The sequence below is a fragment of the Formivibrio sp. oc-25 genome (genome assembly GCF_055810895.1).
The window spans coordinates 173424-199707 of the sequence record NZ_JBVVOL010000004.1 but is presented as its reverse complement, the minus strand read 5'-3'; the positions used below and the strand labels follow the sequence as shown (position 1 = coordinate 199707).

The 26284-nt window shown below is 60.4% G+C and carries 24 protein-coding genes; 12 read left to right on the top strand and 12 right to left on the bottom strand.

What is annotated here, in order from left to right; all coding sequences use genetic code 11:
• Window positions 1-21 precede the first annotated feature (21 nt).
• Entirely contained in the window at window positions 22-1065 is a 1044-nt protein-coding gene (locus AC0KVQ_RS04460) for a rod shape-determining protein (RefSeq protein ID WP_473419925.1), read from the bottom strand.
• Between the two features lie 160 nt (window positions 1066-1225).
• On the opposite strand from AC0KVQ_RS04460, the gene gatC reads away from it, so the two are divergent.
• The 10 genes from gatC (at window position 1226) to AC0KVQ_RS04410 (ending at window position 11653) form a co-directional block, all read left to right on the top strand.
• Window positions 1226-1513 carry an Asp-tRNA(Asn)/Glu-tRNA(Gln) amidotransferase subunit GatC gene (gatC, locus tag AC0KVQ_RS04455; protein ID WP_473419924.1) on the top strand — a complete coding sequence of 96 codons (288 nt, stop codon included), beginning with the start codon at window positions 1226-1228 and terminating at the stop codon, window positions 1511-1513.
• 44 nt (window positions 1514-1557) lie between these two features.
• Complete coding sequence (gatA, locus tag AC0KVQ_RS04450) at window positions 1558-3009, top strand: Asp-tRNA(Asn)/Glu-tRNA(Gln) amidotransferase subunit GatA (protein WP_473419923.1); 1452 nt, start codon at window positions 1558-1560, stop codon at window positions 3007-3009.
• A 3-nt stretch (window positions 3010-3012) separates the two neighbouring features.
• On the top strand, window positions 3013-3630 hold the full coding sequence (gene rhtB, locus AC0KVQ_RS04445; protein WP_473419922.1) for a homoserine/homoserine lactone efflux protein: 618 nt from the start codon (window positions 3013-3015) through the stop codon (window positions 3628-3630).
• 151 nt (window positions 3631-3781) lie between these two features.
• A complete protein-coding gene (gatB, locus tag AC0KVQ_RS04440) occupies window positions 3782-5224 on the top strand; it encodes an Asp-tRNA(Asn)/Glu-tRNA(Gln) amidotransferase subunit GatB (protein ID WP_473419921.1) in 1443 nt (480 codons plus the stop codon).
• A gap of 392 nt (window positions 5225-5616) precedes the next feature.
• The gene (locus AC0KVQ_RS04435) at window positions 5617-6321 is read left to right on the top strand and encodes an energy transducer TonB (RefSeq protein ID WP_473419920.1); all 705 of its coding nucleotides are present in this window, start codon (window positions 5617-5619) and stop codon (window positions 6319-6321) included.
• Window position 6322: 1 nt separating this feature from the next.
• On the top strand, window positions 6323-7120 hold the full coding sequence (locus tag AC0KVQ_RS04430; RefSeq protein WP_473419919.1) for a MotA/TolQ/ExbB proton channel family protein: 798 nt from the start codon (window positions 6323-6325) through the stop codon (window positions 7118-7120).
• Between the two features lies 1 nt (window position 7121).
• A complete protein-coding gene (locus AC0KVQ_RS04425) occupies window positions 7122-7547 on the top strand; it encodes an ExbD/TolR family protein (RefSeq protein WP_473419918.1) in 426 nt (141 codons plus the stop codon).
• Window positions 7548-7631: 84 nt separating this feature from the next.
• On the top strand, window positions 7632-9827 hold the full coding sequence (locus AC0KVQ_RS04420; RefSeq protein WP_473419917.1) for a TonB-dependent receptor: 2196 nt from the start codon (window positions 7632-7634) through the stop codon (window positions 9825-9827).
• Window positions 9828-10520: 693 nt separating this feature from the next.
• Window positions 10521-11156, top strand: coding sequence for a glutathione S-transferase family protein (locus AC0KVQ_RS04415; RefSeq protein ID WP_473419916.1), 636 nt, complete (start codon window positions 10521-10523; stop codon window positions 11154-11156).
• A gap of 2 nt (window positions 11157-11158) precedes the next feature.
• Complete coding sequence (locus AC0KVQ_RS04410; RefSeq protein WP_473419915.1) at window positions 11159-11653, top strand: GNAT family N-acetyltransferase; 495 nt, start codon at window positions 11159-11161, stop codon at window positions 11651-11653.
• Window positions 11654-11710: 57 nt separating this feature from the next.
• Here AC0KVQ_RS04410 and AC0KVQ_RS04405 read toward each other — a convergent pair whose 3' ends face one another.
• The 8 genes from AC0KVQ_RS04405 to AC0KVQ_RS04370 form a co-directional block, all read right to left on the bottom strand.
• Window positions 11711-12544, bottom strand: coding sequence for a metal ABC transporter substrate-binding protein (locus AC0KVQ_RS04405; protein ID WP_473419914.1), 834 nt, complete (start codon window positions 12542-12544; stop codon window positions 11711-11713).
• Window positions 12541-13446, bottom strand: coding sequence for a metal ABC transporter permease (locus tag AC0KVQ_RS04400; protein WP_473419913.1), 906 nt, complete (start codon window positions 13444-13446; stop codon window positions 12541-12543). The genes AC0KVQ_RS04405 and AC0KVQ_RS04400 overlap by 4 nt, the downstream gene beginning before the upstream one ends.
• The gene (locus tag AC0KVQ_RS04395) at window positions 13443-14222 is read right to left on the bottom strand and encodes a metal ABC transporter ATP-binding protein (RefSeq protein ID WP_473419912.1); all 780 of its coding nucleotides are present in this window, start codon (window positions 14220-14222) and stop codon (window positions 13443-13445) included. Before AC0KVQ_RS04395 ends, AC0KVQ_RS04400 begins: the two co-directional genes overlap by 4 nt.
• Window positions 14219-15160 carry a metal ABC transporter solute-binding protein, Zn/Mn family gene (locus tag AC0KVQ_RS04390; protein ID WP_473419911.1) on the bottom strand — a complete coding sequence of 314 codons (942 nt, stop codon included), beginning with the start codon at window positions 15158-15160 and terminating at the stop codon, window positions 14219-14221. Before AC0KVQ_RS04390 ends, AC0KVQ_RS04395 begins: the two co-directional genes overlap by 4 nt.
• Before the next feature lie 206 nt (window positions 15161-15366).
• Window positions 15367-15954, bottom strand: coding sequence for a DUF6162 family protein (locus AC0KVQ_RS04385; protein WP_473419910.1), 588 nt, complete (start codon window positions 15952-15954; stop codon window positions 15367-15369).
• Complete coding sequence (locus AC0KVQ_RS04380) at window positions 15954-16259, bottom strand: hypothetical protein (RefSeq protein ID WP_473419909.1); 306 nt, start codon at window positions 16257-16259, stop codon at window positions 15954-15956. Before AC0KVQ_RS04380 ends, AC0KVQ_RS04385 begins: the two co-directional genes overlap by 1 nt.
• A complete protein-coding gene (locus tag AC0KVQ_RS04375; RefSeq protein ID WP_473419908.1) occupies window positions 16256-16795 on the bottom strand; it encodes a hypothetical protein in 540 nt (179 codons plus the stop codon). The genes AC0KVQ_RS04380 and AC0KVQ_RS04375 overlap by 4 nt, the downstream gene beginning before the upstream one ends.
• A complete protein-coding gene (locus tag AC0KVQ_RS04370) occupies window positions 16792-17997 on the bottom strand; it encodes a PepSY-associated TM helix domain-containing protein (RefSeq protein ID WP_473419907.1) in 1206 nt (401 codons plus the stop codon). The genes AC0KVQ_RS04375 and AC0KVQ_RS04370 overlap by 4 nt, the downstream gene beginning before the upstream one ends.
• Before the next feature lie 291 nt (window positions 17998-18288).
• On the opposite strand from AC0KVQ_RS04370, the gene AC0KVQ_RS04365 reads away from it, so the two are divergent.
• Window positions 18289-20442, top strand: coding sequence for a TonB-dependent siderophore receptor (locus tag AC0KVQ_RS04365; RefSeq protein ID WP_473419906.1), 2154 nt, complete (start codon window positions 18289-18291; stop codon window positions 20440-20442).
• 394 nt (window positions 20443-20836) lie between these two features.
• Here the strand turns inward: AC0KVQ_RS04365 and AC0KVQ_RS04360 are convergent, their stop codons facing one another.
• The 3 genes from AC0KVQ_RS04360 to AC0KVQ_RS04350 form a co-directional block, all read right to left on the bottom strand.
• Window positions 20837-21748 carry a dihydrodipicolinate synthase family protein gene (locus tag AC0KVQ_RS04360; RefSeq protein WP_473419905.1) on the bottom strand — a complete coding sequence of 304 codons (912 nt, stop codon included), beginning with the start codon at window positions 21746-21748 and terminating at the stop codon, window positions 20837-20839.
• A 94-nt stretch (window positions 21749-21842) separates the two neighbouring features.
• The gene (locus AC0KVQ_RS04355; RefSeq protein ID WP_473419904.1) at window positions 21843-22631 is read right to left on the bottom strand and encodes a HesA/MoeB/ThiF family protein; all 789 of its coding nucleotides are present in this window, start codon (window positions 22629-22631) and stop codon (window positions 21843-21845) included.
• 12 nt (window positions 22632-22643) lie between these two features.
• Window positions 22644-23534: a DMT family transporter gene (locus AC0KVQ_RS04350; RefSeq protein WP_473419903.1), complete on the bottom strand. Its 891-nt coding sequence runs from the start codon at window positions 23532-23534 to the stop codon at window positions 22644-22646.
• 488 nt (window positions 23535-24022) lie between these two features.
• Between AC0KVQ_RS04350 and pta the strand changes: the two genes are divergently transcribed.
• Complete coding sequence (gene pta, locus AC0KVQ_RS04345) at window positions 24023-26074, top strand: phosphate acetyltransferase (protein WP_473419902.1); 2052 nt, start codon at window positions 24023-24025, stop codon at window positions 26072-26074.
• The last annotated feature ends 210 nt before the right edge of the window (window positions 26075-26284 follow it).

Here is a 26284-nt window from a genome sequence, read left to right as displayed (position 1 = left end):
CACACCGCTTCAGATTCCAAATCAGTCGTTTGCGAAAATGGTACCGACGGTATCCAGCTTTTCCAGCGCCTTGCCCGATCCACGCACCACGCAGGTCAGCGGATCATCGGCCACGATCACCGGCAGGCCGGTTTCTTCCATCAGCAGACGATCCAGGTCGCGCAGCAAGGCACCGCCACCGGTCAGTACCATGCCTTTTTCAGCGATGTCGGCGCCCAGTTCCGGCGGTGTCTGCTCCAGCGCCTGTTTCACGGCCGAGACGATCTGGTTGAGCGGCTCGGTCAGCGCCTCAAGAATTTCGTTGGAAGAAATGGTGAATGCGCGCGGAATACCTTCAGCCAGGTTACGGCCCTTGACTTCCATTTCACGCACTTCGGTACCCGGGAAGGCCGAACCGATGCACTTCTTGATTTCTTCGGCGGTGGTTTCACCGATCAGCATGCCGTAGTTACGGCGGATGTAGTTGATGATCGATTCATCGAACTTGTCGCCACCCACGCGCACCGAACTGGCATAAACAATACCGCCCAGCGAGATCACGCCCACCTCGGTGGTGCCGCCACCGATATCGACCACCATGGAACCCGTTGCCTCTTCCACCGGCAAACCGGCACCAATTGCAGCTGCCATCGGCTCCTCGATCAGCGCCACTTTGTTGGCGCCAGCGCCCAGGGCCGATTCACGAATGGCACGGCGTTCAACCTGGGTCGAGCCGCACGGCACGCAGATCACGATGCGCGGAGGGCTGGAAAACAGGCGCGAAGGGTTCACCTTCTTGATGAACTGCTTGAGCATCTGCTCGGTAATGGTGAAATCGGCGATCACACCATCTTTCATCGGCCGGATCGCATTGATGCTGCCGGGCGTACGTCCCAGCATCTTCTTGGCTTCCGTGCCAACGGCCAGGATGGTTTTCTTGCCGTTGGGGCCACCTTGCTGATGCAGGGCCACCACCGATGGCTCATCCAGCACAATGCCCTTGCCTTGCATGTAGATCAGCGTATTGGCAGTGCCCAGGTCGATAGCAATATCGTTGGCAAAATAACCGGAAAGGAATCCAAACATGAAAAATCTCGCACAAATATTCGGTTCAAGGCCGCAACAGGCTGCTACGACCGGGAATTCGGGATAAGGTTCGGCGCCATGCGCGCGATTGGGATAAACAAGCCCGCTATGATACCCTATCGGCTTGGCTAAATTGAAGAATCAACAGGAAAAACCAGCCATGTCTCTGTCTATTGACGACGTACGGCGTATTGCCAAGCTGGCACGCATTGCCGTGACCAACGACGAACTTGCCGCAACACAGCAACAACTGAACCGTATTTTCGGTTTGATCGAAGAAATGCGCGCGGTCGACACCACCGGTATCGCACCGATGGCGCATGCCCAGGATGTGATGCTGCGACTGCGCGAAGATGTTGCCACCGTCCCCGACCGCCGCGCCGATTTCCAGGCCGTGGCACCTTCCGTGGAAGCCGGCCTGTATCTGGTACCCAAAGTTATTGAATAAGGGAGAAAGGGTGGCGGCATACCCTGCCCTGCCCTGCCAATCGTATGTTGAATGCCACTCTCAAAGCGCTGGCAGCCAGCCTGGCTGCCAAACAGGTTTCAGCGGTTGAACTGGCCACGGAATACCTGAACCGTATCGATGCACTGAACCCGCAGCTGAACGCGTTTATTACCGTTGACCGCAACAAAACCCTGGCCGAAGCACAGGCTGCCGATGCCCTGCGCGCTTCGGGCAGCGCTGGCCTGCTGACCGGCGTGCCACTCGCCCACAAGGATATTTTCTGCCAGCAGGGCTGGAAGACATCTTGTGGCTCGAAGATGCTCGACAACTTCATCTCGCCCTACGACGCCCATGTGGTCGAACAGTGCAAAAAGGCCGGGCTGGTCACGCTGGGTCGCGCCAATATGGACGAGTTCGCCATGGGCTCGTCCAATGAAAATAGCGCTTATGGCGCGGTCAAGAACCCGTGGGACCTGGGCGCAGTGCCTGGCGGCAGCTCGGGCGGTTCCGCCGCCGCCGTGGCAGCACGCCTAGCACCCGCAGCCACCGCCACCGATACCGGCGGTTCGATCCGCCAGCCAGCCGCTTTTTGCGGCGTGACCGGCATCAAGCCGACCTACGGCGTGGTCAGCCGTTTCGGCATGGTGGCGTATGCTTCATCGCTGGATCAGGGCGGCCCGATTGCCCAAACCGCCGAAGATTGTGCCTTGCTGCTGAACGTGATGGCCGGCTTTGACGAGCGCGATTCCACCAGCCTGCAGCGCGGCCAGGAAGACTACGCACGCGATCTGGCACAGCCGCTGACCGGCCTGAAAATCGGCCTGCCCCGCGAATATTTTGCTGAAGGTCTGGCTGCCGATGTCGCCGCAGCGATCGAAGCCGCGATTGCCGAATACAGGAAACTTGGCGCGGAAGTGGTCGAGATCAGCCTGCCCAATACCCGGCTGGCGATTCCCTCCTACTACGTGATCGCACCAGCCGAAGCCTCTTCGAACCTGTCGCGCTTCGATGGCGTACGCTATGGCCATCGTGCCGCCGAGTACGACGGCCTGGCCGACATGTACGAGAAATCGCGTGCCGAAGGGTTTGGCTGGGAAGTGAAGCGCCGCATTCTGACCGGCACCTATGTGTTGAGCCATGGCTACTACGACGCCTATTACCTGCAGGCCCAGAAGATCCGCCGCATCATCGCTGAGGATTTCCAGAAAGCCTTCGCCCAGTGCGATGTGATCATGGGCCCGGTGGCACCGACTACCGCCTGGAATCTGGGCGAGAAAAACAGTGATCCGGTAGCGATGTACCTGGAAGATATCTACACGCTGGGCGTGAACCTCGCTGGCCTGCCCGGCATGAGCGTGCCGGTGGGATTTGGCAGCAACAATCGCCCGGTTGGCCTGCAGATTATCGGCAACTATTTCAGCGAAGCAAAAATGCTGAATGTGGCGCACCAGTTCCAGCTGGCCACCGACTGGCATACCCGCGCGCCGGCACTGTAAACCATGCAACTGCATACCTGGCTCGCCTTCTTTGCCGCATCCTGGCTCATCAGCCTGTCGCCCGGTGCCGGTGCCATTTCCTGCATGAGCGCCGGCATGCGCTACGGTTACCGCAAGAGCGTGTGGAACATTCTGGGCCTGCAGGCCGGAATTCTGCTGCTGGTGGTGATCGTGGCCATGGGCCTGGGCGCGGTACTGGCCACCTCGATCCTGGCATTCAACCTGATCAAGTGGTTCGGTGTGGCCTATCTGGTCTGGCTTGGCATCCAGCAATGGCGCGCTGAAGCCAAACCGATGGAAATGAGCATGGAAAATGCACGATCGCCACACCAGTTGTTCATGCAGGGCTTTCTGGTCAACGCCAGCAATCCGAAAGGCATCATTTTCATGCTGGCAGTGCTGCCGCAGTTCATTGATCCGCACGGCCCGCAATTCGTGCAATACGCCATCTGCACCGGCACGCTGTTCTTTACCGACGCCGTGGTCATGAGTGGCTACACGCTGCTGGCTGCGCGCGTGCTTTCCGCACTGCGCGATCCGGCACATATCCGCAAGCTGAACCTGGCTTTTGGCGGATTGTTTGTGGGGGCCGGATTGCTGCTGGCCGGGTTCAAGCGATAATTAGGGATTTGGGAGTGGGGAGTTGAGAGTAGAAACTCAGCCCCGCTCCGGAATAAATCTGTCATTGGCAAACCATGTGGAGTACCGGCGGCGCGGGTGGGGTAACACCCCATTCCCCACTCCCCACTCCCAGCTTTAAAGAGATAAAACCATGCAATGGGAAGTTGTGATCGGGCTGGAAGTCCACGCCCAGCTCTCCACCCAATCGAAGATTTTCTCTGCCGCGAGCACGGCCTTTGGCGCCGCGCCCAATACGCAAACCGCGGTGGTCGATATTGCCCTGCCTGGCGCCTTGCCTGTGATGAACAAGGCCGCAGTGGAAAAAGCCATCCGTTTTGGCTTGGCCATTGGTGCCGACATCAATCGCAAGTCGGTATTCGCGCGCAAGAATTATTTCTACCCGGATCTGCCCAAGGGCTACCAGATCAGTCAGTTCGAATTGCCGGTAGTCGAGCATGGTGATATCACCATCCGCGTCGAGCCGGCCAAGGGCGACGCCTATGAAAAGACGGTGCGCCTGACCCGCGCCCACCTGGAAGAAGATGCGGGCAAATCGCTGCATGAAGATTTCCATGGCATGACCGGCATCGACCTGAATCGCGCCGGCACACCGCTGCTCGAAATCGTATCCGAACCCGACATGCGTTCAGCCGCAGAAGCGGTGGCCTATGCCAAGGCCCTGCACGGCATCGTGACCTGGATCGGCATTTGCGATGGCAACATGCAGGAAGGCTCTTTCCGCTGCGATGCCAATGTCTCGGTCCGCCCGATGGGGCAAAAGGAATTCGGCACCCGGCGCGAAATCAAGAACCTGAACAGCTTCAAGTTCCTGGAACAAGCGATCAACTACGAAGTTCAGTGGCAGATCGGCCAGATCGAAGATGGCCACAAGATTCACCAGGCCACCGTGCTGTTCGACCCGGATACCGGTGAAACCCGCATGATGCGCAGCAAGGAAGACGCGCACGATTACCGCTACTTCCCCGATCCAGACCTGCCTCCGCTATTCATCGGTGAAGACTGGATCGAACGCGTAAAGGGCGAAATGCCGGAACTGCCTGCCGCGATGCGCAGCCGCTTTGAAAGCCAGTACGGCCTGCCCGCCTATGATGCCATCACCCTGACCGCCAGCCAGAACACAGCCACCTACTATGAAGCCACAGTGGCAGCCGGCGCAGAGGCCAAGCTGGCCAGCAACTGGATCATGGGTGAAATCTCGGCGCAACTGAACCGGGAAGAAAAGACCATTGCCGATTGCCCGATTCAGCCGGAACGACTGGCCTTGCTGATCAAGCGCATTTCCGACAACACCATCAACAACAAGTCTGCCAAGGACGTGCTGAAATGGATGTGGGAATCCGCCAAGACCGCCGATGAGCTGATCGCAGAACATGGCCTCAAGCAGGAAACCGATACCGGCGCGATCGAGGCTCTGATCGATAGCGTACTGGCTGCCAATGAAGCCATGGTGGCCGAATACAAGTCCGGCAAGGAAAAAGCCTTCAACGCTCTGGTTGGCCAGTGCATGAAGGCTGCCAAGGGCAAGGCCCCCCCGGCTGTCATCAACGAACTGCTCAGAAAGAAGCTGGGCTGAAAATTCGTTCCGGGTTGATCTGTTCCAACTTCCAACGGGTGCCTCTGGCACCCGTTGTGTTTTAATTCCTCCTCAGAGCCTGTTCACGATCCGAAACCGTGGTCGGGGCTCATGTGCCGCTCAAAAAACTCCTGTAGTGCTTCGTCCTCATGTACTTCCTGTATGTTCCGGCTTTTGCACTGCGCTTCATCCCGCTGACGGCTTCTCGCCACAAAGCGTGAACAAGTTCTCAGAAATCTCCTCACAATAAATTGCAATTGATAATAATTATCATTACAATTGAAATTGTCAGTAACCGGTATTTCCTCATGCGATCTGATCCTTGATTCACATCAGCAAACAGATTGTTTCGATTAGTTATGATAATGATTCTTGTTTAAACACATCTCAGCATGCCTTTACTTGCCCTATCTGCCGGACCGAGCCGCGCATACGCCAATCAACCGTTGTCGGCCAAAACCATCGCCATTGTCGTTCTGGCGCACGTAGGCGTTCTTGCGCTGCTGATGGCACCATCACAATTGCAGAAGAGTACACCCAGCGTACTGTCGGTGCGCATGATTGCCCCGCAGGCCATGCCGATGGCTGCACCAGAACCGCCCAAGCCACAACCGAAGATCACACCCCAGCCGCGCCCGAAACCTGCACCACCGAAGCCGGCACCGGTTCTTGCGGCCATGCCCGTCAGTATGGCCCCAGCAGCAGTGGAAGCCCCAGCCCTTGCACCACCCGCACCGTCGACGCCGGCCCCTGCTGCGACCGAATCGGGCGCAGCGCATGCTGGCAGCAAAAACACGTCGGATGCAGCACCGTTTGTTCAGGCACGTTTCGATGCCGGCTACCTGCAGAACCCCGCGCCCACCTACCCGGCCATTTCCCGCCGTCTGGGCGAAGAAGGCCGCGTCATGCTGCGCGTGTTCGTGGAAAGCAACGGCTTGCCCAGCAAACTCGAAATCCGTACCAGCAGCGGTTCCAGCCGCCTGGACCAGTCAGCGCTCGATGCCGTGCAGCGCTGGAAATTTGTGCCCGCGCGGCGCGGCGATGAAGCCGTGGCCGCCTGGGTGGTTGTTCCCATTGTGTTCAATTTGAGAGGTTGATATGGAAAACCCGATGGGCTTTGCCCATTTCCTGGCCAATGCCGATGGCGTGGCGCTTTTCGTGCTCGGTCTGATGGCACTGGCCTCCGTGGGTACTTGGTACCTGATCGCAAGCAAGGGGATTCGCGCCTGGCGCATGAACCAGCGCAGCCGCGCTTTTCTCAGTGATTTCTGGGATGCACCCAATCTGGAGGCAGTAGCTTCACGCATTCGCGAAAAGGGGGCAATCGAACCCTTCTCGCATCTGGTCCATCATGGCTTCACCGCGATCGAGCAGGTCAACCGCTATCGCACCGGCCAGGGCAAAGGCTCGCTCAGCCTGGTAGACACCGGCTCGCCCGACGATCTGCTGACCCGCGCCCTGAAACGCGCCATCGATGAAGACCGCGCGCATCTGGAATTCGGGCAGGCATTTCTGGCTACCGTGGCTTCTGCCGCGCCGTTCATTGGCCTGTTCGGTACCGTCTGGGGCATCTACCACGCACTGATTGCCATCGGCATCTCCGGCCAGGGCACGCTCGACAAGGTGGCCGGCCCGGTGGGCGAGGCGCTGATCATGACTGCCATCGGCCTGGCCGTTGCGATTCCTGCTGCTATTGCCTACAACGCCTTTGCCCGCATCAACCGCAACACGCTGAGCCGGCTGAACGCGTTTGCCCACGATGTGTTCGCCTTCCTCTCGACCGGCGTGAAATCTTCGCCGATGCGCACCGATGCGCGTGAATCGAGCGAACGGGTTCTGGAACTGGTACGCGCCGGCCGCCACGAAGCCGGCATGATACTGGCGCAGGAGCACTGACATGGCGTTTGCAAGTTTCGAGAGTGGCGACGAAGGCGAACCCCTGGCCGAGATCAACATGGTGCCGCTGATCGACGTGATGCTGGTGCTGCTGATCATTTTCATGGTCACCGCACCGCTGCTCACGCATGCCGTGAAGGTCGACCTGCCCAAGGCCAGCTCAGAGGCCAACACCAGCAAGCAGGACAGCATCCAGCTCAATATCGATGCCAGCAACCAGATCTTCTGGAATGGCGAAAGGATCGAGGCCGATCAGCTCGGCGCCAAGCTCTCCGAGGCTGCCCTGCAGCAACCGCAACCCGAACTGCATATCGGCGCGGACCGCACCACGCCGTATGAAAAAGTGGCGCAGGTCATGTCGACCGCCGCCAGCCAGGGACTGACCCGCATCGGCTTCGTCACCGACCCCAACACCTCCAAACCCTGATTCCCCTGACATGATCTCCGCGCGCCCAAACCGGTGCGCAGGGGATCCTTTTGCTCAAATTTCGCATGTCATAAAGGATTTCCCATGCCGGAACGCATTACCCGCTGGCCGCTCGCACTGGCCATTCATATGGCACTGGCTTCGTTTGCCAGCACCGCAATGGCCCAAACCAGTACCGAAACCACCGAAAAGACACTGGCCATCGTCACGGTCACCGCCAGCGCCGATGCCTCGGCCGAAGGCCTGAGCCCGGCTTATGCCGGCGGCCAGGTTGCCACCGGCGCGCGCATCGGCTTTCTCGGTACGCAAAGCCTGATGGATACGCCTTTCAGCGCCACCAGCTATACCAACGAGCTGATCCAGGATCGCCATGCGCACAGCGTGGGCGACGTGCTGCAGAACGACCCGGGCGTGCGTGTTGCGCGCGGGTTTGGCAACTTCCAGGAATCCTACTTTATCCGCGGTTTCCTGCTGGCCTCCGATGAAGTCGCCTACAACGGCCTGTACGGCCTGCTGCCACGACAGTATGTCTCGGCCGAACTGTTCGAGCGCGTGGAAGTGCTGCGCGGCGCCAATGCCTTCCTGAATGGCGCGGCGCCGGCCGGTGGCGCAATCGGCGGCTCGGTCAACCTCTTGCCCAAGCGCGCGCCGCAGGAAGACCTGAACCGTGTTACCGCAGGCGTGAGCAGCGGCGGCCAGATATATACCGCAGCCGATCTGGCCCGCCGCTTCGGCGAGGACAAGGCGCACGGCGTGCGCCTGAATGCGGTACGCCGCAGCGGCGATACCGCCGTGGATAACGAGAAGCAGGACGTGAATCTGGTTTCGATCGGCTATGACTGGCGCGGTGACCATGTGCGGCTTTCTGCCGATGTCGGTCACCAGGAATTCTCGCTCGAATCGCCCCGCCCCAATGTCACGCTGGGCAGCAGCGTCACCAGCGTACCGGCCGCACCAGACAGCCGCAGCAACTACGCCCAGCCGTGGAGCTACTCGAAAGAACGCGACACCTTTGGCGCCTTCCGCGGCGAAGTGGACCTGAGCGACAACGTCACGGCCTGGGCGGCTTTGGGCGCCCGCGAAACCGATGAAGACAATTCACTGGCCAACCCGACCGTCACCAACGCGACAACTGGTGCCGCCACCACCTATCGCGCCGACAACCGCCGCCATGACAGTGTGATCAGTGGCGAAGCCGGCGTGCGGGGCAAGTTCGAAACCGGCGCAATCAAGCACTCGCTGGCGGCCACCGGTTCAACCTACCAGCTCAAGGCCAAGAATTCGTATCAATGGAGCACTTCTGGCGCACTGGCCACCAATATCTACAACTTCAGCCCGGTGACTTACCCGACCACCATTGGCTTCTATGGCGGCATACTGGAATCGCCGGGGCTGACGCGCAAGGAGCAATTCACCAGCTTTGCCCTCTCCGATACGCTTTCCGTGCTGGATGACCGCCTGCTGCTCACGCTGGGTGCACGCCACCAGAACATCCATACCCGCGGCTACAACTACAACACGGGTGCACAGACTTCCGAATACGACAAGAACAAGCTCACCCCGGCCGCAGGCATCGTATTCAAGCCGTTGAAGAACCTGTCGCTGTATGCCAACTACATCGAATCGCTCGCCAGCGGCGGTACTGCCGGCAGCACGGCACTGAATGCCGGCGAAGTCCTGGCGCCGTATGTCTCCAAGCAAAAGGAAATCGGCGCCAAGTACGATGCCGGCAATCTGGGCACCAGCATTGCACTGTTCACCACCAGCAAACCCAGCGGCTATCTCGATTCGGTCACCAATATCTATGGCACCTATGGCGAAGACCGCCATCGCGGCCTGGAAATTTCGGTCTGGGGCGAAGCCATGCGCGGCCTGCGCGTGCTCGGCGGCCTGACGCTGCTCGATGCTGAACAGCGCAACACCAAGGGCGGCGCCACCGATGGCAAGAAAGTGATCGGCGTACCGTCCGCGCAGGGCAATCTCGGCGTGGAATGGGATATTCCGGGCCTGAGCGGCGTGAGTGCCGATGTGCGCATGGTCAGCACCGGCTCCAGCTATGCCAACGCCGCCAACACGCTGAAAGTACCGGGCTGGACACGCTTTGATATCGGCGCACGCTACATCACCGAGATCGGCGGCCAGATGGTGACACTGCGCGCCCGTGTGGATAACGTGTTCGACAAGAACTACTGGGCTTCGGTCGGCGGTTATCCGGGGTATGGCTATCTGGTGGCGGGCAATGCACGCACCTATAGCCTGACGGCGACCGTGGATTTCTGAGCTGGGCCTGATAGTGAGGGTTAGCCTTGCATGCAAGGTGTAACCCGAGTACCAACTGCTCCCTCGCCCGCTTGCGGGAGAGGGTCGGGGAGAGGGCGGGTTTTATGCGCCTGCAGCGCATTGTTTTAGGTGCCGGTTCCGCCCGGCTTGGCGTGATACTTTCGTTTCATTCGGGATTCATCCTGAAAAACCGCATCGAAACTCGGCCCACAGCTTGCCATCGATGCTTGGGTTGGCCGGGAGTTCGTCCCGGCGGCCGAGTTTCTTTTCTTGCTTCGCCAAGAAAAGAAACCAAAAGAAGGCGCCCCCGCTGCCACGCCCTTCGGGTTCCCTTGCGCTTCTCGAAGATCGTGGCGGCGAAGGGGAGGGGTGATTCTGCATAACACATCAAGCACGCAAACGTTGGCAAGAACACCCCACCCCCCTTCAAGGCCGCCGAGGAGTATTGTAGGTCGGGTTTTAACCCGACAGCAGGAGAGTCGGGATGAATCCCGACCTACAGCAGAAGCAAAGAAAGTATCACGCCAAGCCGGGCGGAACCGGCACCTGAATCAACGCGCCGAATGGCGCATAAAACCTACCCACCATGCTCCGCGCAATCCAGACCATCCCGTCCCCTGCAGCACTCGCATGACGCCACCAGTACCAATCCGGTAAAGTACCCCATCCCGCACCCAACAAGGAGCTCTCCGCATGCAACTCGTCATCGGCAACAAGAACTACTCCTCCTGGTCCTTGCGCCCCTGGCTGGGCCTCAAGGTCGCCGGTATCGAATTCGAAGAAATCCTGCTGCCGCTGTATGAGGAAAATGCCCGCAGCAAACGGCTGGTCTACTCGCCCAGCGGCAAGGTACCGCTGCTGGCCGACGGCACCCTGCGCATCTGGGATTCGCTCGCCATCGCCGAATATCTCGCGGAAAAATATCCGGAAAAACAACTCTGGCCCAAAACCATCGAAGCCCGCGCCATGGCACGCTCGGTCTGCGCCGAAATGCACGGCGGGTTTGCCAACCTGCGCAATATGCTGAACATGGATATCCGCGCACGCCTGCAAGCCGAGATCACACCGGAAGCACAAGCGGAAATTGATCGCATCATCGCGATCTGGACCGAATGCCGCGATCGCTTTGGCAGCGGTGGCCCATTCCTGTTCGGCAACTTCAGCTGGGCCGATGCCTTCTATGCGCCGGTCGCCACGCGCTTTGTCACCTATGGGATTCCCCTGTCTGGCGCCGCGCAGGCCTATGTAGATACCATACTGGCCTTGCCGGCCATGCAGGAATGGATTGCTGCAGCCAAAGTTGAACCGTGGACCCAACCCAAGAAATAACCATGCAGATTCGCCCCGCCACCCAGGCCGATGCCAAGGCCATTGCCGACATTTACAACCCGTACATCCGCGATACGGTCATCACGTTCGAATACGATCCGGTCACGCCCGAGGAAATCGCCGGGCGCATCGCCAAGATCCAGCAAGCCTTCGACTGGCTGGTGATGGAGGACGACACCGGCCGGATCGTCGGTTATGCCTATTACGGCAAATTCCGCGAGCGCAAGGCCTACGACGGTACAGTGGAAACCTCGGTCTATTTCGATGCCAGCGCCACCGGCAAGGGCCATGGCAAAGTGCTGTACACCGCGTTGATCGAAGCGATCCGTGCGCGGGATTACCGCGAGGTGATCGGTTGCCTAGCCCTGCCGAACGAGGCCAGCGTGGCGCTGCATGAAAAACTCGGATTTGCCAAGGTCGGCCACTTTCCCGGTACAGGGTTCAAGTTCGGGCGTTATGTGGATGTGGGGTTCTGGCAGCGTTCACTGGCGAAGTGAAGCTGGAACCTGATTAGCGCCTGATGGCGCATAAACCCGGCTGCCTGGGATAGAAAACTAGTGGCTCAACGCCTCCACCACCGCCCTGCTCAACTGCTCCAGCTCCGCCACCGGATCGCGCCCTGTTGCAGACAAGGCCAAGACCTTCACCCCGGCTGCGCGGGCAGCCTGCACTACAGATTCCTCCGGTTCGCCATCCGCCAGCAACAGGGCCGGCTTCAACTCATCCAGGCTTTTTGCCAGGTGTTCCACATCCACCATCACCGGGTCCAGATTCAAACCGCTGGCCAGATAATCGAACTTGGGCGAGAGGCTGGCCACGCTGACATTGGCAGCTTTCGTCAGAGCCATTTCATTCCGGGTGGAGAGCGTGATCAGCCGGCGCTTGAATGCGGCCAGCTTGCCGGCAATGGCAGGCTTGGCTTCTGGCGCCAGCCTGCCCAGCTCGTTACCCAGAATATCGGCCATGCGCCCTAGGCTGACCGGATCGAGCCAGGGATAACTGACGGTAGCGGGTTTATCCGCATGCAATGCGATACCGGGCAAGGCGCCATCGACCGGGTTGGCGGCATCGATTTCCACCACGCGGATATTGCTGCGCCGCGCCAGCGGATAGAGCGGATCTTCCGGCCAGACCGAGCGCAGCGTCAGCACGGCATCGGTGCTTTGCGCAGCGGCCTTGAATGCGGCCTCGCCGCGCGTGGTCAGGTAGGCATTCAGCCGGGTGGGCGGAATGTTCTCGGGTGCGGCACGCACCACGCTGATTTTCTCGCCGGCCAGATCCTGTGCCAGCGCGAACAGCACCGGATGACCGGCCAGCACGGTAACCGCGTGGGCCGGCCAAGCGACCAACAGCGCCAATAGCGCAAGCCAATTTCTGAAAAACCTCATGCCACACCTCCCTTGAAAGCCGGCACCACGCTGCGCGCAAGCGCGGCCAGCAGAAAACAGATGCCGGCGGCCAGAATGATCGCCGCGCCCGAGGGCACCGGCAGATCGAACTGCACCGGCAGCAGGATGCCGGCCTGCGTCGCCAGCGTGGCGATTGCGACCGACACACAGAAAAAGCCCTTGAGCGAATGGCTGACCAGGCGCGCAGCCGCTGCCGGGATCACCAGCAGTGCGCCGACCAGGATCGCGCCGATAACCTTTACGGCTGCCACGGTCACGATGGTGACCAGCACCACGAACAGGTAATCGAGCACCTTCACCGCCACGCCACGCACCGCCGCCAGTTGCGGATTGAAACTGGCCAGCATCAGGCGGTTGTAGAACGGCAAGGCCAGCGCAGACACCAGCACGGCCACGATCCATAGCACCGACAAATCGGCGTTATTCACCGTCAGCACCGAGCCGAACAGCACGTTTTCCAGGATATGCACGTTCACCCGGCCGGAGAGGATCAGCAGCAGGCTCGCCCCCAGCGCCAGCGACACCGACAGGAACACGCCGATCAGCGTATCGGGCGCGAGCCCGGTGCGGTTGCGCAGGAAATTGAGGCCGATGCCAAACAGCAGGCAATAACCGAACAGGCTGCCGTACGGGCCGGTATAGGGCTCGCCCAGCAGGATGCCGATCGCCACGCCGGTCAGCGCGGCATGGCCAACGGCTTCCGAGAAAAACGCAAAGCGCTTGACCACCACCAGCGTGCCCAGCCCACCCAGGACCGGGCCGATCATCAGCCCGGCGATCACGGCATTGACCACGAAACCGTAGGTGAGCGAAGCCGGCAACCAGCCCGCGCCAGCCATGCCTTGCAGCACCTCGCGCAGGCCATCCCAGAGTGCGTTCATACGGCCTCCCCTGCCAGCTCGGCCAGTGCAACATGCCTGGCACTGCCGGCTGCCGGCACTGTGCTGCCATGGCTGGAGAACAACCCCAGCAGACGTTCCGGCACCAGCATCTCTGCAGGCTGGCCATCGAACAATACCTGGCGGGCCAGCCCCGTGACCCGGTCGGCCAAGCGCGACACGGCATCGAGATCGTGCTCGATCCAGAACACGGTGGTGCCGCTGGCACGCCAGCCGGCCAGCAGATCGGCAAATATCCGCGCGCCCGGTTCGTCGAGTGCCGACATCGGCTCATCCAGCACCACCAGATCGGGTTGCGGAATCAGGGCTTGTGCCAGCAACACGCGCTGGCGCTCGCCCCCGGAAAGCGCACCCATGCGGCGCTTGCGCTTATCCTGCAGGCCCACGCGCGCCAGCGCATCGCCGATTTCGCGGCTGCACCGGGGCGAGAGACCGAAGAAGGCCGGGCGGCGCTGCGTCATGGCTGCCATCACGTCATCCACGGTCATGGGCAGGCCACGGTCGAAATCCAGCGCCTGCGGCACGTAGGCGATCACGCCCGGCTCTGCTCCCGGCCAGTGCAGCGTCAGCGAGCCTGAATGCGGCGTCTGGCCCAGCAAGGTGCGCACCAGCGAAGTCTTGCCGCCGCCGTTCGGGCCGACCAGCGCATGCACGCTGCCGGCCGCCACATTGAGCGATACTTCGCGCAGGATATCGGTGCGCCCGAGCGTGAGGCTTACCTTGTCGAATTGCAGTTGTGGTCCGCGCGGCAGGCTCATGGCTTGGCTTCCTGAATGGCGCGTACCACGGTATCGAGGTTGTGGCGCATGTCTTCCTCGAACTTGCCGGCGCTGTATTCACCGTAGGAAATGTGCGAGAGCGAATACAGGCGCACGCCGGTTTCGCGCCGGATGGTATCGACATAGGTCGAGGGGAAATTCATCTCCGAGAACAATACCTGCACATCGAGCTTCTTCAACTGGTCGATGGTGGCCTTGAGCTGGCTCGGGCTGGGTTCGATGCCATGCGCGGGCTCGACCACGGCGGTGACTTCCAGGCCGAATTCGCGCAGCAGGTAATCATAGGCACCGTGAATGGTGGCCACGCGAAAATCCGCGCCCGGTGCCGCCGCCAGTTTGGCCAGCGCATCGGCGCGCAGCTTGCGCAGGCGCTGCACGTAAGTGCGCGCATTGGCGGTGTAGGTCGTCGCATTGGCCGGATCCAGCTTGCCCAGCTCGCGCGCGATGGTGTTCACCTGCGCAATCGCCGTGGTGATCGACAGGAAGGTATGCGGATTCACCACCTTGCCCGATGGCCCCTGCCCACCACCACGCGCCGCCGTGCCGGTCGCGGCAAGCAGCGGCACATTGGCATTGGCTTCGATGACGGGCAGCCTGGGCTTTTCGCTCGCGGCCACCATGCGATCGGCAAAGTCATCATGGCCGACCCCGTTCATCACCAACACATCCAGCGTGCCGATGCGCTTGATGTCCTCGGCGCGTGGTTCGTAGGCATGCGGATTGAAACCGGCCGGAATCACCGGCACCACTTCGGCAGCTTTGCCGACGATATTGGCCACGTAGCTGTAATACGGATGCAGCGTCACGCCGATGCGCAGCGGCTTGGCCTGCACCAGCGGGGCGGCCAGCAGGATGGCGGCACCCAGCAGGGCCAGTCTGTGTGCCAACGGACGGGTAAAACGATCAAAAAATTTCATGCTCATATTCTCGCTATGGATACGACCCGATTAAATTTCATCTTTCCAGCCCGGCGCAGGCACACCACGGCGCATCTCCCTCCCCCCAGCCCCCGCAAGCGGGCGAGGGGTGACTCTTGGCCAGGCCACCGTTTTTCTCCATCTCCCGCAAGCGGGCGAGGGTTGGGGAGAGGGAAAATTCCGACCTACAGCAATGCACCAGAAGGTCAGGGATGCGTTGTCTGGCGGGTAACGCCGGCATCGAACTGCACGGCAACGCGTTGCCAGCCGGCTGCGGTCAGTGCCGCGTCATCCAGCGAAATCGGCAAGGTATTGGCACGCGCCAGCCAGATATCCGGCTCGCTGGCTTCGCCACCATGCGGATGGCCATCGGCCACAGGCAGGCGCAGCAGCAAAGACCCCGCCACCTTGCTGTCAGCGCTCATGCCGGCATAGGCCGTGATTTCACCCGAGCGGATTTGCTGCCAGCCATGCCCGCCGCGCCGCAGAGCCGAGACATCAGCCACGAACGGCGGCAGGCCACTCTCGGCCAATGCCGCCACGGTCGGCCACTTTTCACCCTCAGCCTGCATGGCGATCTCGTCGAATGCCACGCGCAGATCGGCAAACACGCCCTGCTCGGCCGCATTCAGATCACGCCGGGCATCCAGCACATGGGTATCGGCCACGGCATGCTGCACGGGCGGTTGGCGCAATGCGATCACGCCACCGGCACCGATCACGATGGCCGCACACAAGGCCAGCACCAGCAGGGTTTCGTGTCCGGCGCCAGCGGGTTTGATGGTTTGCTGCATTACTGCACCGCCGTGTGATCGATCTCGACCACATGCCCAGGACCGGCATCGAACAGGATGTAGAACTCGCCCTTCGGCTTTTTGAAGGTGAGCGAGGAATCCGCGCCCAGCTTGCTGGCCAGCAATATCTTTTCGTCATACCCGATCACATCGAGTTTCACGCCCGGCGCCGCGCTGCCATCGGAAAAACCGCCCACGCACCGAATGCTGTCAGAACCGGCCTTGCTGCAACGGCAGACCGGGTTGTGGGCATAGGCTTGGGTGGCGCAGGCCAGCAGCACCATCATCAGAATTTTTTTGGTCACTCGATTTTTCCTTGTTGCTTGAGCCAGGTGTAAAGCGTCGGCGAAGCCGTTTCGATCGGCCATGAGGTCTGATGCACGCTGCCATCCCAGCCTTCCGCCGTCAGCCAGATCTGATCAGCCGATCTGAGCGTGGGCGGCACCACCAGATAGACCTCCGAGCGGTACAGACTGCCGTAGAACAGCGCGCCGGCCGAACGTACATTGCGCGGCTTGCCGATACGCAGGTAGGCCGCACGAATCTCGGGAATACACGCCTGGCAGAACGCCGCCACGAACGGTTTGGTATGGCCGGCTTCACCATCAGCGGTGGGCGCCATCAGCGTTTTTTCAGCCAGACGCACACGCCACGGACCAACGGATTGCTCGGGCAATTCACGCATGCCCAGCCCGCGCAAACCGCTATCCAGTCGCTCTTCGTTCATGGAAGACGTAAAGAAAAATACCGGCACCAGCAGCACCAGCACGCACAGGTGAAAGCGCCAGCGCAGCCAGCGCTGCCGCCAGGGTCCTGCATTTACCATCGCGTGTGCACTCATTGCCCGCCCTCCTGCACAGCCAGTTCATCCGCCAGTTCATCTGGGGTTCCGGCGAGTTGTGCACGTTTCTTGCGCAGGGCTGCCGTGGCCTGCGCGGTGCGCTTGGTCCAGATCAGCATGCCCGAGAGCACCATCATGCTCAGCAGCAAGCCGAAGAAAGCCCAGATCAGTTTCACCCACAAGCCGCCGAAATCGCCGGCATGCAAGGGCCGCATCGATTCGGTCACCAGCTCCAGCTTCGAGCGATCAGACAACTTGCGGCTGTCTTCCACATTGCCGGTATACGGATTCACGCTGGTCCACTCGTACAACAGCGGCCAGCTACCGCTGCGTCCCCACACCCGCACATGGCTGTAGGCATTGGAAGGAATGCCCACATACTTGGGCGTGAAACCGGCCGGCATGTGTTCGCGGCTGACCTGCATGGCCTCACTCAGGGCAATGCGCGGAACCGGCTGGCCCGGCTGTACGATCGGCACTTCTTCGCGCGCCACCATCACCGGCGGTCCGGCCGTGGAAATCGACACCCGCGCGGTCCACATCACGGCCTGGATCAAGAGCCAGAGTGCGGTGATGGCGATCACGCCAATGAACCAGAGCGACCAAACGCCCGCCAGGCGATGGAAATCGCCCCATGCCACGCGCGCCCCCTGCGAGAAGCGGATGCGGAACTTGAAGAAACCGCGCCAGAATTTCTTGTAGACGATCAGCCCGGTAATCAGGGAACCCAGCAGCGGGATCGACAAGGCGGAAACCAGATACCAGCCGATGCTGGTTCCGCCCTTGAACGGAATCAGCAACCAGCCATGCAGTGCCCGCAAGAAGCCACGCAGCGACATCTCCGGCGCCTTGCCCTGGATCGCGCCGCTATAAGGATTGACGTACAGCGTGGCCGAGGAAGCATCCGGGTAGGTCACGCGCGCCTGGATCGCAAAGTAATCCTCGGTCTGCATCATCCATTGCACATCGGCAGCAGGATCAGACTTGTGCAGGGCCGCCAGCGCACCATCGAAGCCGATCGCTTGTGCCTCAGCAGATGGCTTGTTGGCCCGAAAGGCCGGATCAACCAGCCAGTTGATTTCCTGACTGACCGTAGCCAGCGTGCCGGTCAGGCACACAAAGAACACAAACGCCCAGATCGGCATCGCCAGCCAGCTGTGCAGCAAAAACCAGAATTTGGCGCGGGAAGGTTTGCCCTTCACTTGTTTCTCCCTTGCATGATTATCATGAGCCAAAAAGTTTGATCCATATCAAACAATAATAATTATCAAAATCACCACCATTGCACAGCAATGCAGGTGAATATCAGAAAAACCGCCATTTAATGCCAAAAATCACCTCGAACTCACACTGACCCAGTACATGGAACCAGTAGAATCCTGCCTTAAACTTTGCAAATGATAACAGTTATCATTAACATGATAAAGCAAATAGATGCCCTGTTCGTCATCCTGCACGCGGTTGGCGATCAACAATCCACAAGGAACTCTTTGATGTCTCAAGCAAAAATGCATCAACCCGATACTTTCCGGCACTTCAAGCCCTCGCCGTTGACCCTGGCCATTGCCCTGCTGGTTTCCTGCAATGCCTGGGCGCAAACGGTTGCACCTGCCCAGAACGAAGTCACGCTGGCCACCGTGCAAGTCACGGCCGAAGCCGCCGTGGAGCCGCCGTCCGAGCAAAGCCGCTCCTACGCCGTCAAACGCAGCACGGCAGCCACCAAGCTTGATATTCCGCTCAAGGAAACGCCGCAGGCAGTCTCGGTCGTCACCCGCGCCAAGATCGAGGATTTCCAGCTCAATAGCGTCAACGATCTGCTCGATACCGTCACCGGCATCAACGTCGAGCGCGTGGAAACCGACCGCACCTACTATTCCGCGCGCGGCTTTGATATCACCAATTTCCAGATCGATGGCGTGGGCGTGCCGTTTATCTACGGCAACCAGTACGGCGATATCGATATTTCTCCGTATGACCGGGTCGAGGTGATCAAGGGCGCCAACGGATTGATTTCGGCTACCGGCAACCCTTCGGCCACCGTCAACTTCGTGCGCAAGCGCCCGACCACCGATTTCCAGGCATCGGCGGGCTTAAGTGTGGGATCGTGGAACAAGAAACGGCTGGAGGCTGATGTCTCCGGCCCGCTCAACGAAGCGGGAAGCGTGCGCGGCCGCTTTGTGGCCGCCGGCGAGAAGGGCGATTCCTATCTGGATCGCCTCTCGTATGACAAGACTTCGCTCTACGGCATTGTCGAGGCCGACCTGACCGACAACACCACCGCCGCGATCGGCGTCAGTCGCCAGCAAAAGAAAACCGACGGTGGCATGTGGGGCGCGCTACCGTTGTATGACAGCAACGGCAACCAGACCGACTACGATGTTTCGACCAGCACCGCTGCCGACTGGGCCAAATGGAACAACACCGACACGCAACTGTTTGCCGAGCTCAGCCACCAGTTCAATGAGGATTGGCAGGCCAAGGCCACCTACACCCATCGCGAACAGGAAAGCCACGACAAGCTGTTCTACGTCTACGGCACGCCCGATGCCACCACCGGGCTGGGGCTCTACAGCTACCCATCCTTGTTCGATGACAAGAACATCCAGAACACGGTCGATGCTTCGCTCAACGGCAAATACACCCTGTTCGGGCGCAAGCACCAGCTTGCAGTGGGCGCGCAGTTCGCGCGTTCCAACCTCGACAGCATTTCGCACTATGGCCAGGGTATCGGCACGGCACTCCGCGATCTGGCAAGCTGGGACGGCAGCTATGCCGAACCGAGCTTCGACGCCAGCGTCAGCGGCGCCCAGTTCACCGATACGCGCAAGAGCCTGTATGCCGCCACGCACTACAGCCTGACCGACGACGTGAAACTGCTGCTGGGCGCGGCCGCCACCAAACTCGATACCACCGGCAGCAGCTACGGCGTGAGCAGTGTGCGCTCGGACAGCAAGATCACCCCGTATGCCGGCATCACCTACAGCTTCACCCCCAACGCCACGGCCTATGCCAGCTACGCCGAGATCTTCGATCCACAGAGCAAGCTCAACCGCAGCCTGCAACGCCTGGACCCGGTCACCGGCAAGAGCTATGAAGTGGGCCTGAAGAACGAATGGCTCGACAAGAAACTGAACACGAACATTTCCGCCTTCAAGATCTACCAGGACAACCTGGCCGAATCGGATGGCTATGTCGGCACCACGGCGGTCTACCAGGGCATCGACACCACTTCGCGCGGGATCGAACTGGAAGCCAGCGGCGAGATCACGCCCAACCTGCAGGCCAGCGTGGGTTATACCGTGCTGTCGATCAAGGACAAGGATGGCAACAACGCGCGCACCTACGTGCCGCGACGCCTGATCCAGGCATCCACCACCTGGCGCGTGCCGGGCATGGAGCAACTGAAGCTTGGCGCCAGCGTGATCTGGAAGAGCGATATGAGCACCAGGGAAAACAATGTGGTGATCCGCCAGGATGCCTATGCCCTGCTCAACCTGATGGCGCGCTATGACATCAACAAGCACCTGAGTACGTCGCTGAATGTTAACAACGTGACCAATGAGAAGTACCTGAACAGCCTGTACTGGACGCAGGCTTACTATGGGGCGCCGCGTAACTTCACGGTTTCGTTGAACTGGAAGTATTGATTACCCAGTCGCCATCCTTGCCGTAGGTCGGAATTCATTCCGACATCGATGATCATTGGCTATCGGGATAGCTTAGCGCCTGACGGCGCGGTATTTGGGTTTGCCGGGAGTTCACCCCGGCGGGTGAGTTCCTTTCTTTGCTTCTGCAAAGAAAGGAACCAAAGAAAGCAGCCCCCGGGCGGGCGGCGCTCCGCGCTACCCTGCGTCGGTCGCGAGCCCGGGTCTCGCTCCACTCCTCGGCAGCCTGAAAGGGGGTCAGGGTGTTCTTGCAGATCATTGAGCAATGGATTTGGCGTGCCAGTACATCGCCTGGATGCGGCGAAGCGAAATCCGGGGCGCATCAAACAATGAGGCCCTCGTCATCGACGAGGGCCTTGTCATGCGAAAAGCAGAATTACTTGATCACGCCAATCTGCTTCAAAGTCTCGCGCACCTTGGCTTTCTTGTCATCACTCAGCGGCAAGGCCGGTGGCAGGGCGTGGGTGCTTTCGATGCCGACGCCAGCCAGTTGCACGGCTTCTTTCAGTACGCTGTAGAACGGCGTTTCCAGGCCGAACATCGGCGGGATCAGGCAGATCTGGCGTTGCAGTTCGACGATGCTGGCGTTGTCGCCCTGCGCCACTGCTTTCATCAGGCCGGTGGCCAGGTGCGGGGCGAAGTTCATGCCGGAGGGGAAACATCCGTCGCCCCCCATGATCAGGGTTTCGAGCATGTATTCGTCGAAGCCGGCGAAGATGGCGAAATCCGGGCGCAGCGGTTTGATAGCGGCGATCAGGTCGCGCGTGTGGCGCACGGTATCGACGGTATCCTTCACGCCGACGATGTTGGGGAAATCCAGCGCAAGACGCTTGATCAGGTCGACAGAAAGATCAATGCCGGTAAAGCGCGGGAAGTTGTAGAGGATGATGGGGATATCCACCGCAGCGGTCACTGCCTTGTAGTGCTGGTAGATCGCTTCTTCGCTCAGGGCGCAGTAGTACGGGTTGATGATGATCACGCCGTCGGCGCCGATATCCTTGGCATGCTGGGTGAAACGGATGGTTTCACCAGTGCCGGGCGCGGCGCTGCCGACGATCGCCGGGATGCGCTTGTTCACGTATTTCACGCAGAACTCGGCCACTTCCAGGCGCACGGCTTCGGACATCTGGCTGAATTCGCCGGCGCTGCCGTTGAACAGCAGCACGTCGGCACCGTTGGCGATCAGGAAATCGATCATCTTGCCCTGACCGGCACGGTCGAACTGGCCGTTGGCATCGAAAATGGTAGGAACGGGCGGGACAATGCCGCGGAATTTGGGTTGTGCCATGCTGCATCCTCTTCTGGAGAAAAATACCGGCTGAGCCGGAAAATATATTTTTCAAAAGCCTACTGCTTTGCACGGGCAGCGACAAGCACAAATGTCAGCTGGCCTGACCGCAAACAACACAGGCCGAGTCCTGGCCATAGCGCATCTCGCGCCAGCGCAGCGTGCGCGCATCCAGCAATAACAGGCGGCCTACCGGCGATTCGCCCAGCCCGATGATCAGCTTGAGCACCTCAGAAGCCTGCATGCTGCCGATGATGCCAACCAGCGGCGCGAACACGCCAAAGGTGGCGCAAGGCCCGTCGCCCGCTTCGCCGTCTTCACCAAACAGGCAGTGGTAACACGGATTACCGGGCTGGCGCGGATCGAACACGGTGAGCTGGCCATCAAAACGCGTCGCCGCACCGGAAACCAGCGGCTTGCCGAACTTCACGCAGGCGCGGTTCACGGCATGGCGCGTGGCAAAGTTGTCGCAGCAATCCACCACCACGTCGGCCGCAGCCACCAGCGCTTCCAGTTCGTCGCCCTGCGCGCGCCGGGTGACAGGAATCACGCGCGTATCCGGATTGAGGCCATGCAGCGTTTCGGCAGCCGATTCGGCCTTGTTCTGGCCGACACGTGCGGCGGTATGCACGATCTGGCGCTGCAGGTTGGTGAAATCGACCGTATCGTCATCAACAATCGTCAGCGTGCCAATGCCGCTGGCGGCCAGATAGAGCGAAACCGGTGAACCCAGTCCGCCGGCGCCGATCACCAGTACATGCGCATCCAGCAGTTTTTGCTGGCCTTCCACGCCAATCTCGTCGAGCAGGATATGGCGGCTGTAGCGCAGCAGACGCTCGTCATTCAGCTCAAGGCTTGCGGCACGGGTAGAGCAGAAATCCATGGATTGGCCTCGTTACGCGGAAACAGGACGGAAGCTGCGATGCTCGTTCACATACACGCCGAGCAGGATCAGCGCACCGCCGGCCAGCATCAGCGGCGTGATGCGCTCATCGAGCACCAGCACGGCGGCAATCATGGTAAACAGCGGCATCAGGTAGATGTAATTGGAAGTACGCACGGCACCGATGATCTCGATCGCCTTGTTCCACATGCCGTAGCCCAGCACCGAGGCAAAAGTGGCCAGGTAAACCAGATTGGCCACGGCATCAAAACTGAAATCGGCCAGTGGCGCCAGCTCGCCCCCGGTCAACAGCCAGATCGGGAAGGACGCGATCCAGCCCCAGAAAAAGGTCTTGCGCACCATCACGATCCGGCCATAGCCACTGGGTGCCTTGCGGATCAGGATGTTATAGAGCGTGAAGAACAGCGCGGAGCCCAGTGCCAGAATATCGCCAAGCGGATTCAATTGCAGGCGCTGGCCGTTGTAGATGATCAACCCGATACCGGCCATGGCCACCACGAATCCCAGCAGCAGGTTCGGTCGGAATTTCTCGTCGTGCGTGGTGTAATGCGCCAGCATCGCCGTCAGGATCGGGATGGCCGACACGATCATGCCGACATTGGCTGACAGGGTATATTTCAAGGCAGCGTTTTCGGTCCAGAAATACAGCGTGACCCCGGTTACGCCCAGCCCGCAGAACAGCAATTCATCCCGCCAGCCCGCCCAGCCGATCTTGTCGCGGCACAGCAGCAGCAGCAAGCCATAGGCGAGTGCAAAACGGTAGACGATGATTTCTTCCGGGGAGAAATGGCGCAGCAGTACCTTGGTCGAAGCCAGCGTGGTACCCCAGATGAAAATGGCGGAAAAGGCCAGCAGGTGGCCATAGAGCTGTTTCTTTTGCACGGTGATTTCTCGGTCAGACGAGCGGCGCTTGGCGCTCAGCCCAAGACAATACACTTTTTTCCGTGCCTGTTCATAGTCAGCTCATGGTCCGTACGCTACCGCTCCTCCACCGAGGGGTGCAGCAAACATCCGCCATGATTCCAACGCCTGCGGCCAGCCCGGCAACTCAGGTTTTCTCGCGATTGTCCATGTGAGATGCCACCAATCTTGCAGCGCAACAATTCCCGCTTTAAAGCTGTTATCCACCTGCTAAAATCGCGGCATCGCGCCCACCGATACGGGCGGATAGGAAAAATTACCGCCCCGGACCCACGCCATATCGGAGTTAAATCAAACCATGCTCAAACCGTCAGGCATGGTTGGTGACAACCCATTATCATCGCGCGGTCTGTAACAGGCGATCGGGCACTACAGGAAAACCCTGAGCCCGTACCTTGGGAAAACCAACCTGGCGCCCGTTGGCCGCCACAACCCGGATAGATCGAACCATGCAAACTTTCTTTCTTGCTCCCACCCGCCAGAACGTAGGCCTGACCTCCGTTGCGCTGGGTGTCGTTGTTGCCCTGCAGCGTCAGGGTCTGCGCGTCGGCTTCGTCAAGCCCGTGCCGCAGGATGAAACCCATATCGAACGCTCGCCGCACTTCGCCCGCGTGATCTGCAAGATCGACAGCCCGAACCCCCTGCCCATCGAACAAGTAGTGCAGCGTGTTTCGGCCAACCAGAACGACGAACTGCTGGAAGACGTGGTCAGCCTGTGCATGAGCGCCGCCCAGGACAAGGATGTTCTGATCATCGAAGGTCTGCACAGCGAACCGGGTCAGTCGTTTGCCAGCAACCTCAACAATGATATTGCCCGCTCGCTGCAGGCCGAAGTCATTCTGGTGGCCAATGCCACCGACGAAGGTGCCGCTGCCGAAGCCAACCTGATGGCCAGCCAGTACAAGAGCTCGGGCCGCAGCGTGGCCGGTGTGATCTTCAACAAGGCACAAGCCAACTTCGATGCCGCTGCTGCACAGAAGGAACTCGGCACTACCCCGCTATGGGGCGTGATTGCCTTCAATCCTTCGCTGCTGGCTCCGCGCACGCTCGATATCGCCCGCCACCTCAAGGCCGAAATCCTGGTACAAGGTGATATCGCCAAGCGCCGCGTCAGCGACGTGGTCGTAGCAGCCCGTTCCGCCACAGAAATGATCGATCGCCTCAAGCCGGGCTCGCTGATCATCACCGCCGGCGATCGCGACGATGTGATCCTGGCTACCGCACTGGCAGCCAGCAACGATGTGCAACTGGCAGGCCTGCTGCTGACGCACGACAGCTTCATCAGCGACAAGCTGGTGGAATTCGCCCCGCGCGCATTCAAGAGCGATCTGCCGATCATGCGCACCAAGGGTGATACCTTTGCCACCGCCACCAAGATCAGCCGCCTGCCGTCCGCCGTTGCCGCCGACGATGATGCGCGCATGAATTCGGTACTCGATAGCGTGGCCGAACAGCTCAATACCGACACCATCATGACCGCCGTGAAGGTGCCGCCGACCAAGCGCATGAGCCCGCCAGCCTTCCGCTTCCAGCTGATCCAGAAAGCGCGCGCCGCCAACAAGCGCATCGTCCTGCCGGAAGGCGACGAGCCGCGTACCATCAAGGCCGCCGTGATCTGCGAAGAAAAGAAGATTGCCCGCTGCGTACTGCTGGGCAAGCGCGACGCGATCGAAGCCGTGGCTGCCGCCCAAGGCGTGAAGCTGCCGGCCAGCCTGGAAATCGTTGATCCGGACGATATCCGCGAACAGTACGTTGCCCCGATGGTTGAACTGCGCAAGAGCAAGGGTCTGACCCCGGGCCAGGCACGCGACCAGCTGCAGGATACCGTGGTGCTCGGCACCATGATGCTGGCCGTCGATGATGTGGATGGCCTGGTTTCCGGCGCCGTGCACACCACCGCCAGCACCGTGCGCCCTGCCCTGCAACTGATCAAGACTGCACCGGGCAGCTCGATCGTGTCGTCGGTATTCTTCATGCTGATGCCGGACCAGGTTCTGGTCTACGGCGACTGCGCGATCAACCCCGATCCGAACGCCACCGAACTGGCCGAAATCGCGCTGCAATCGGCCGATTCCGCCAAGGCATTCGGCGTCGAGCCGAAGGTCGCCATGATCAGCTACTCGACCGGCAAATCCGGCACCGGCGCCGATGTGGAAAAAGTGGTCGAAGCCACCCGCATCGCCAAGGAAAAGGCTCCGGAACTGGCACTCGACGGCCCGCTGCAGTACGACGCTGCTTCGGTGATGGACGTTGCCCGTTCCAAGGCACCGGGCTCCAACGTGGCAGGCCAGGCTACCGTGTTCGTATTCCCGGATCTGAACACCGGCAATACCACCTACAAGGCCGTACAGCGCAGCGCCAACGTGGTTTCCGTTGGCCCGATGCTGCAGGGTCTCAGGAAGCCGGTAAACGACTTGTCGCGCGGCGCACTGGTTGACGATATCGTCTTCACCATCGCGCTGACCGCGATCCAGGCCGATGCCATGACCGCCGGCAAGTAAGCGACAGTACCTGTCCAGCAAGGGCCGCCCGCCAGGGCGGCCCTTGTTTTTTGTGTTCACCTCAAATCCAAACCTGTGGCTGCGGCACGCAATACACATTCATGCATAATCAGGCAGGAACCATCACTCAATTCGGCATGCAAGTACACCTCTACCCCCTTCAAGGGCGCCGAGGAGTGGAGCGAGACCCGGACTCGCGACCGACGCAGG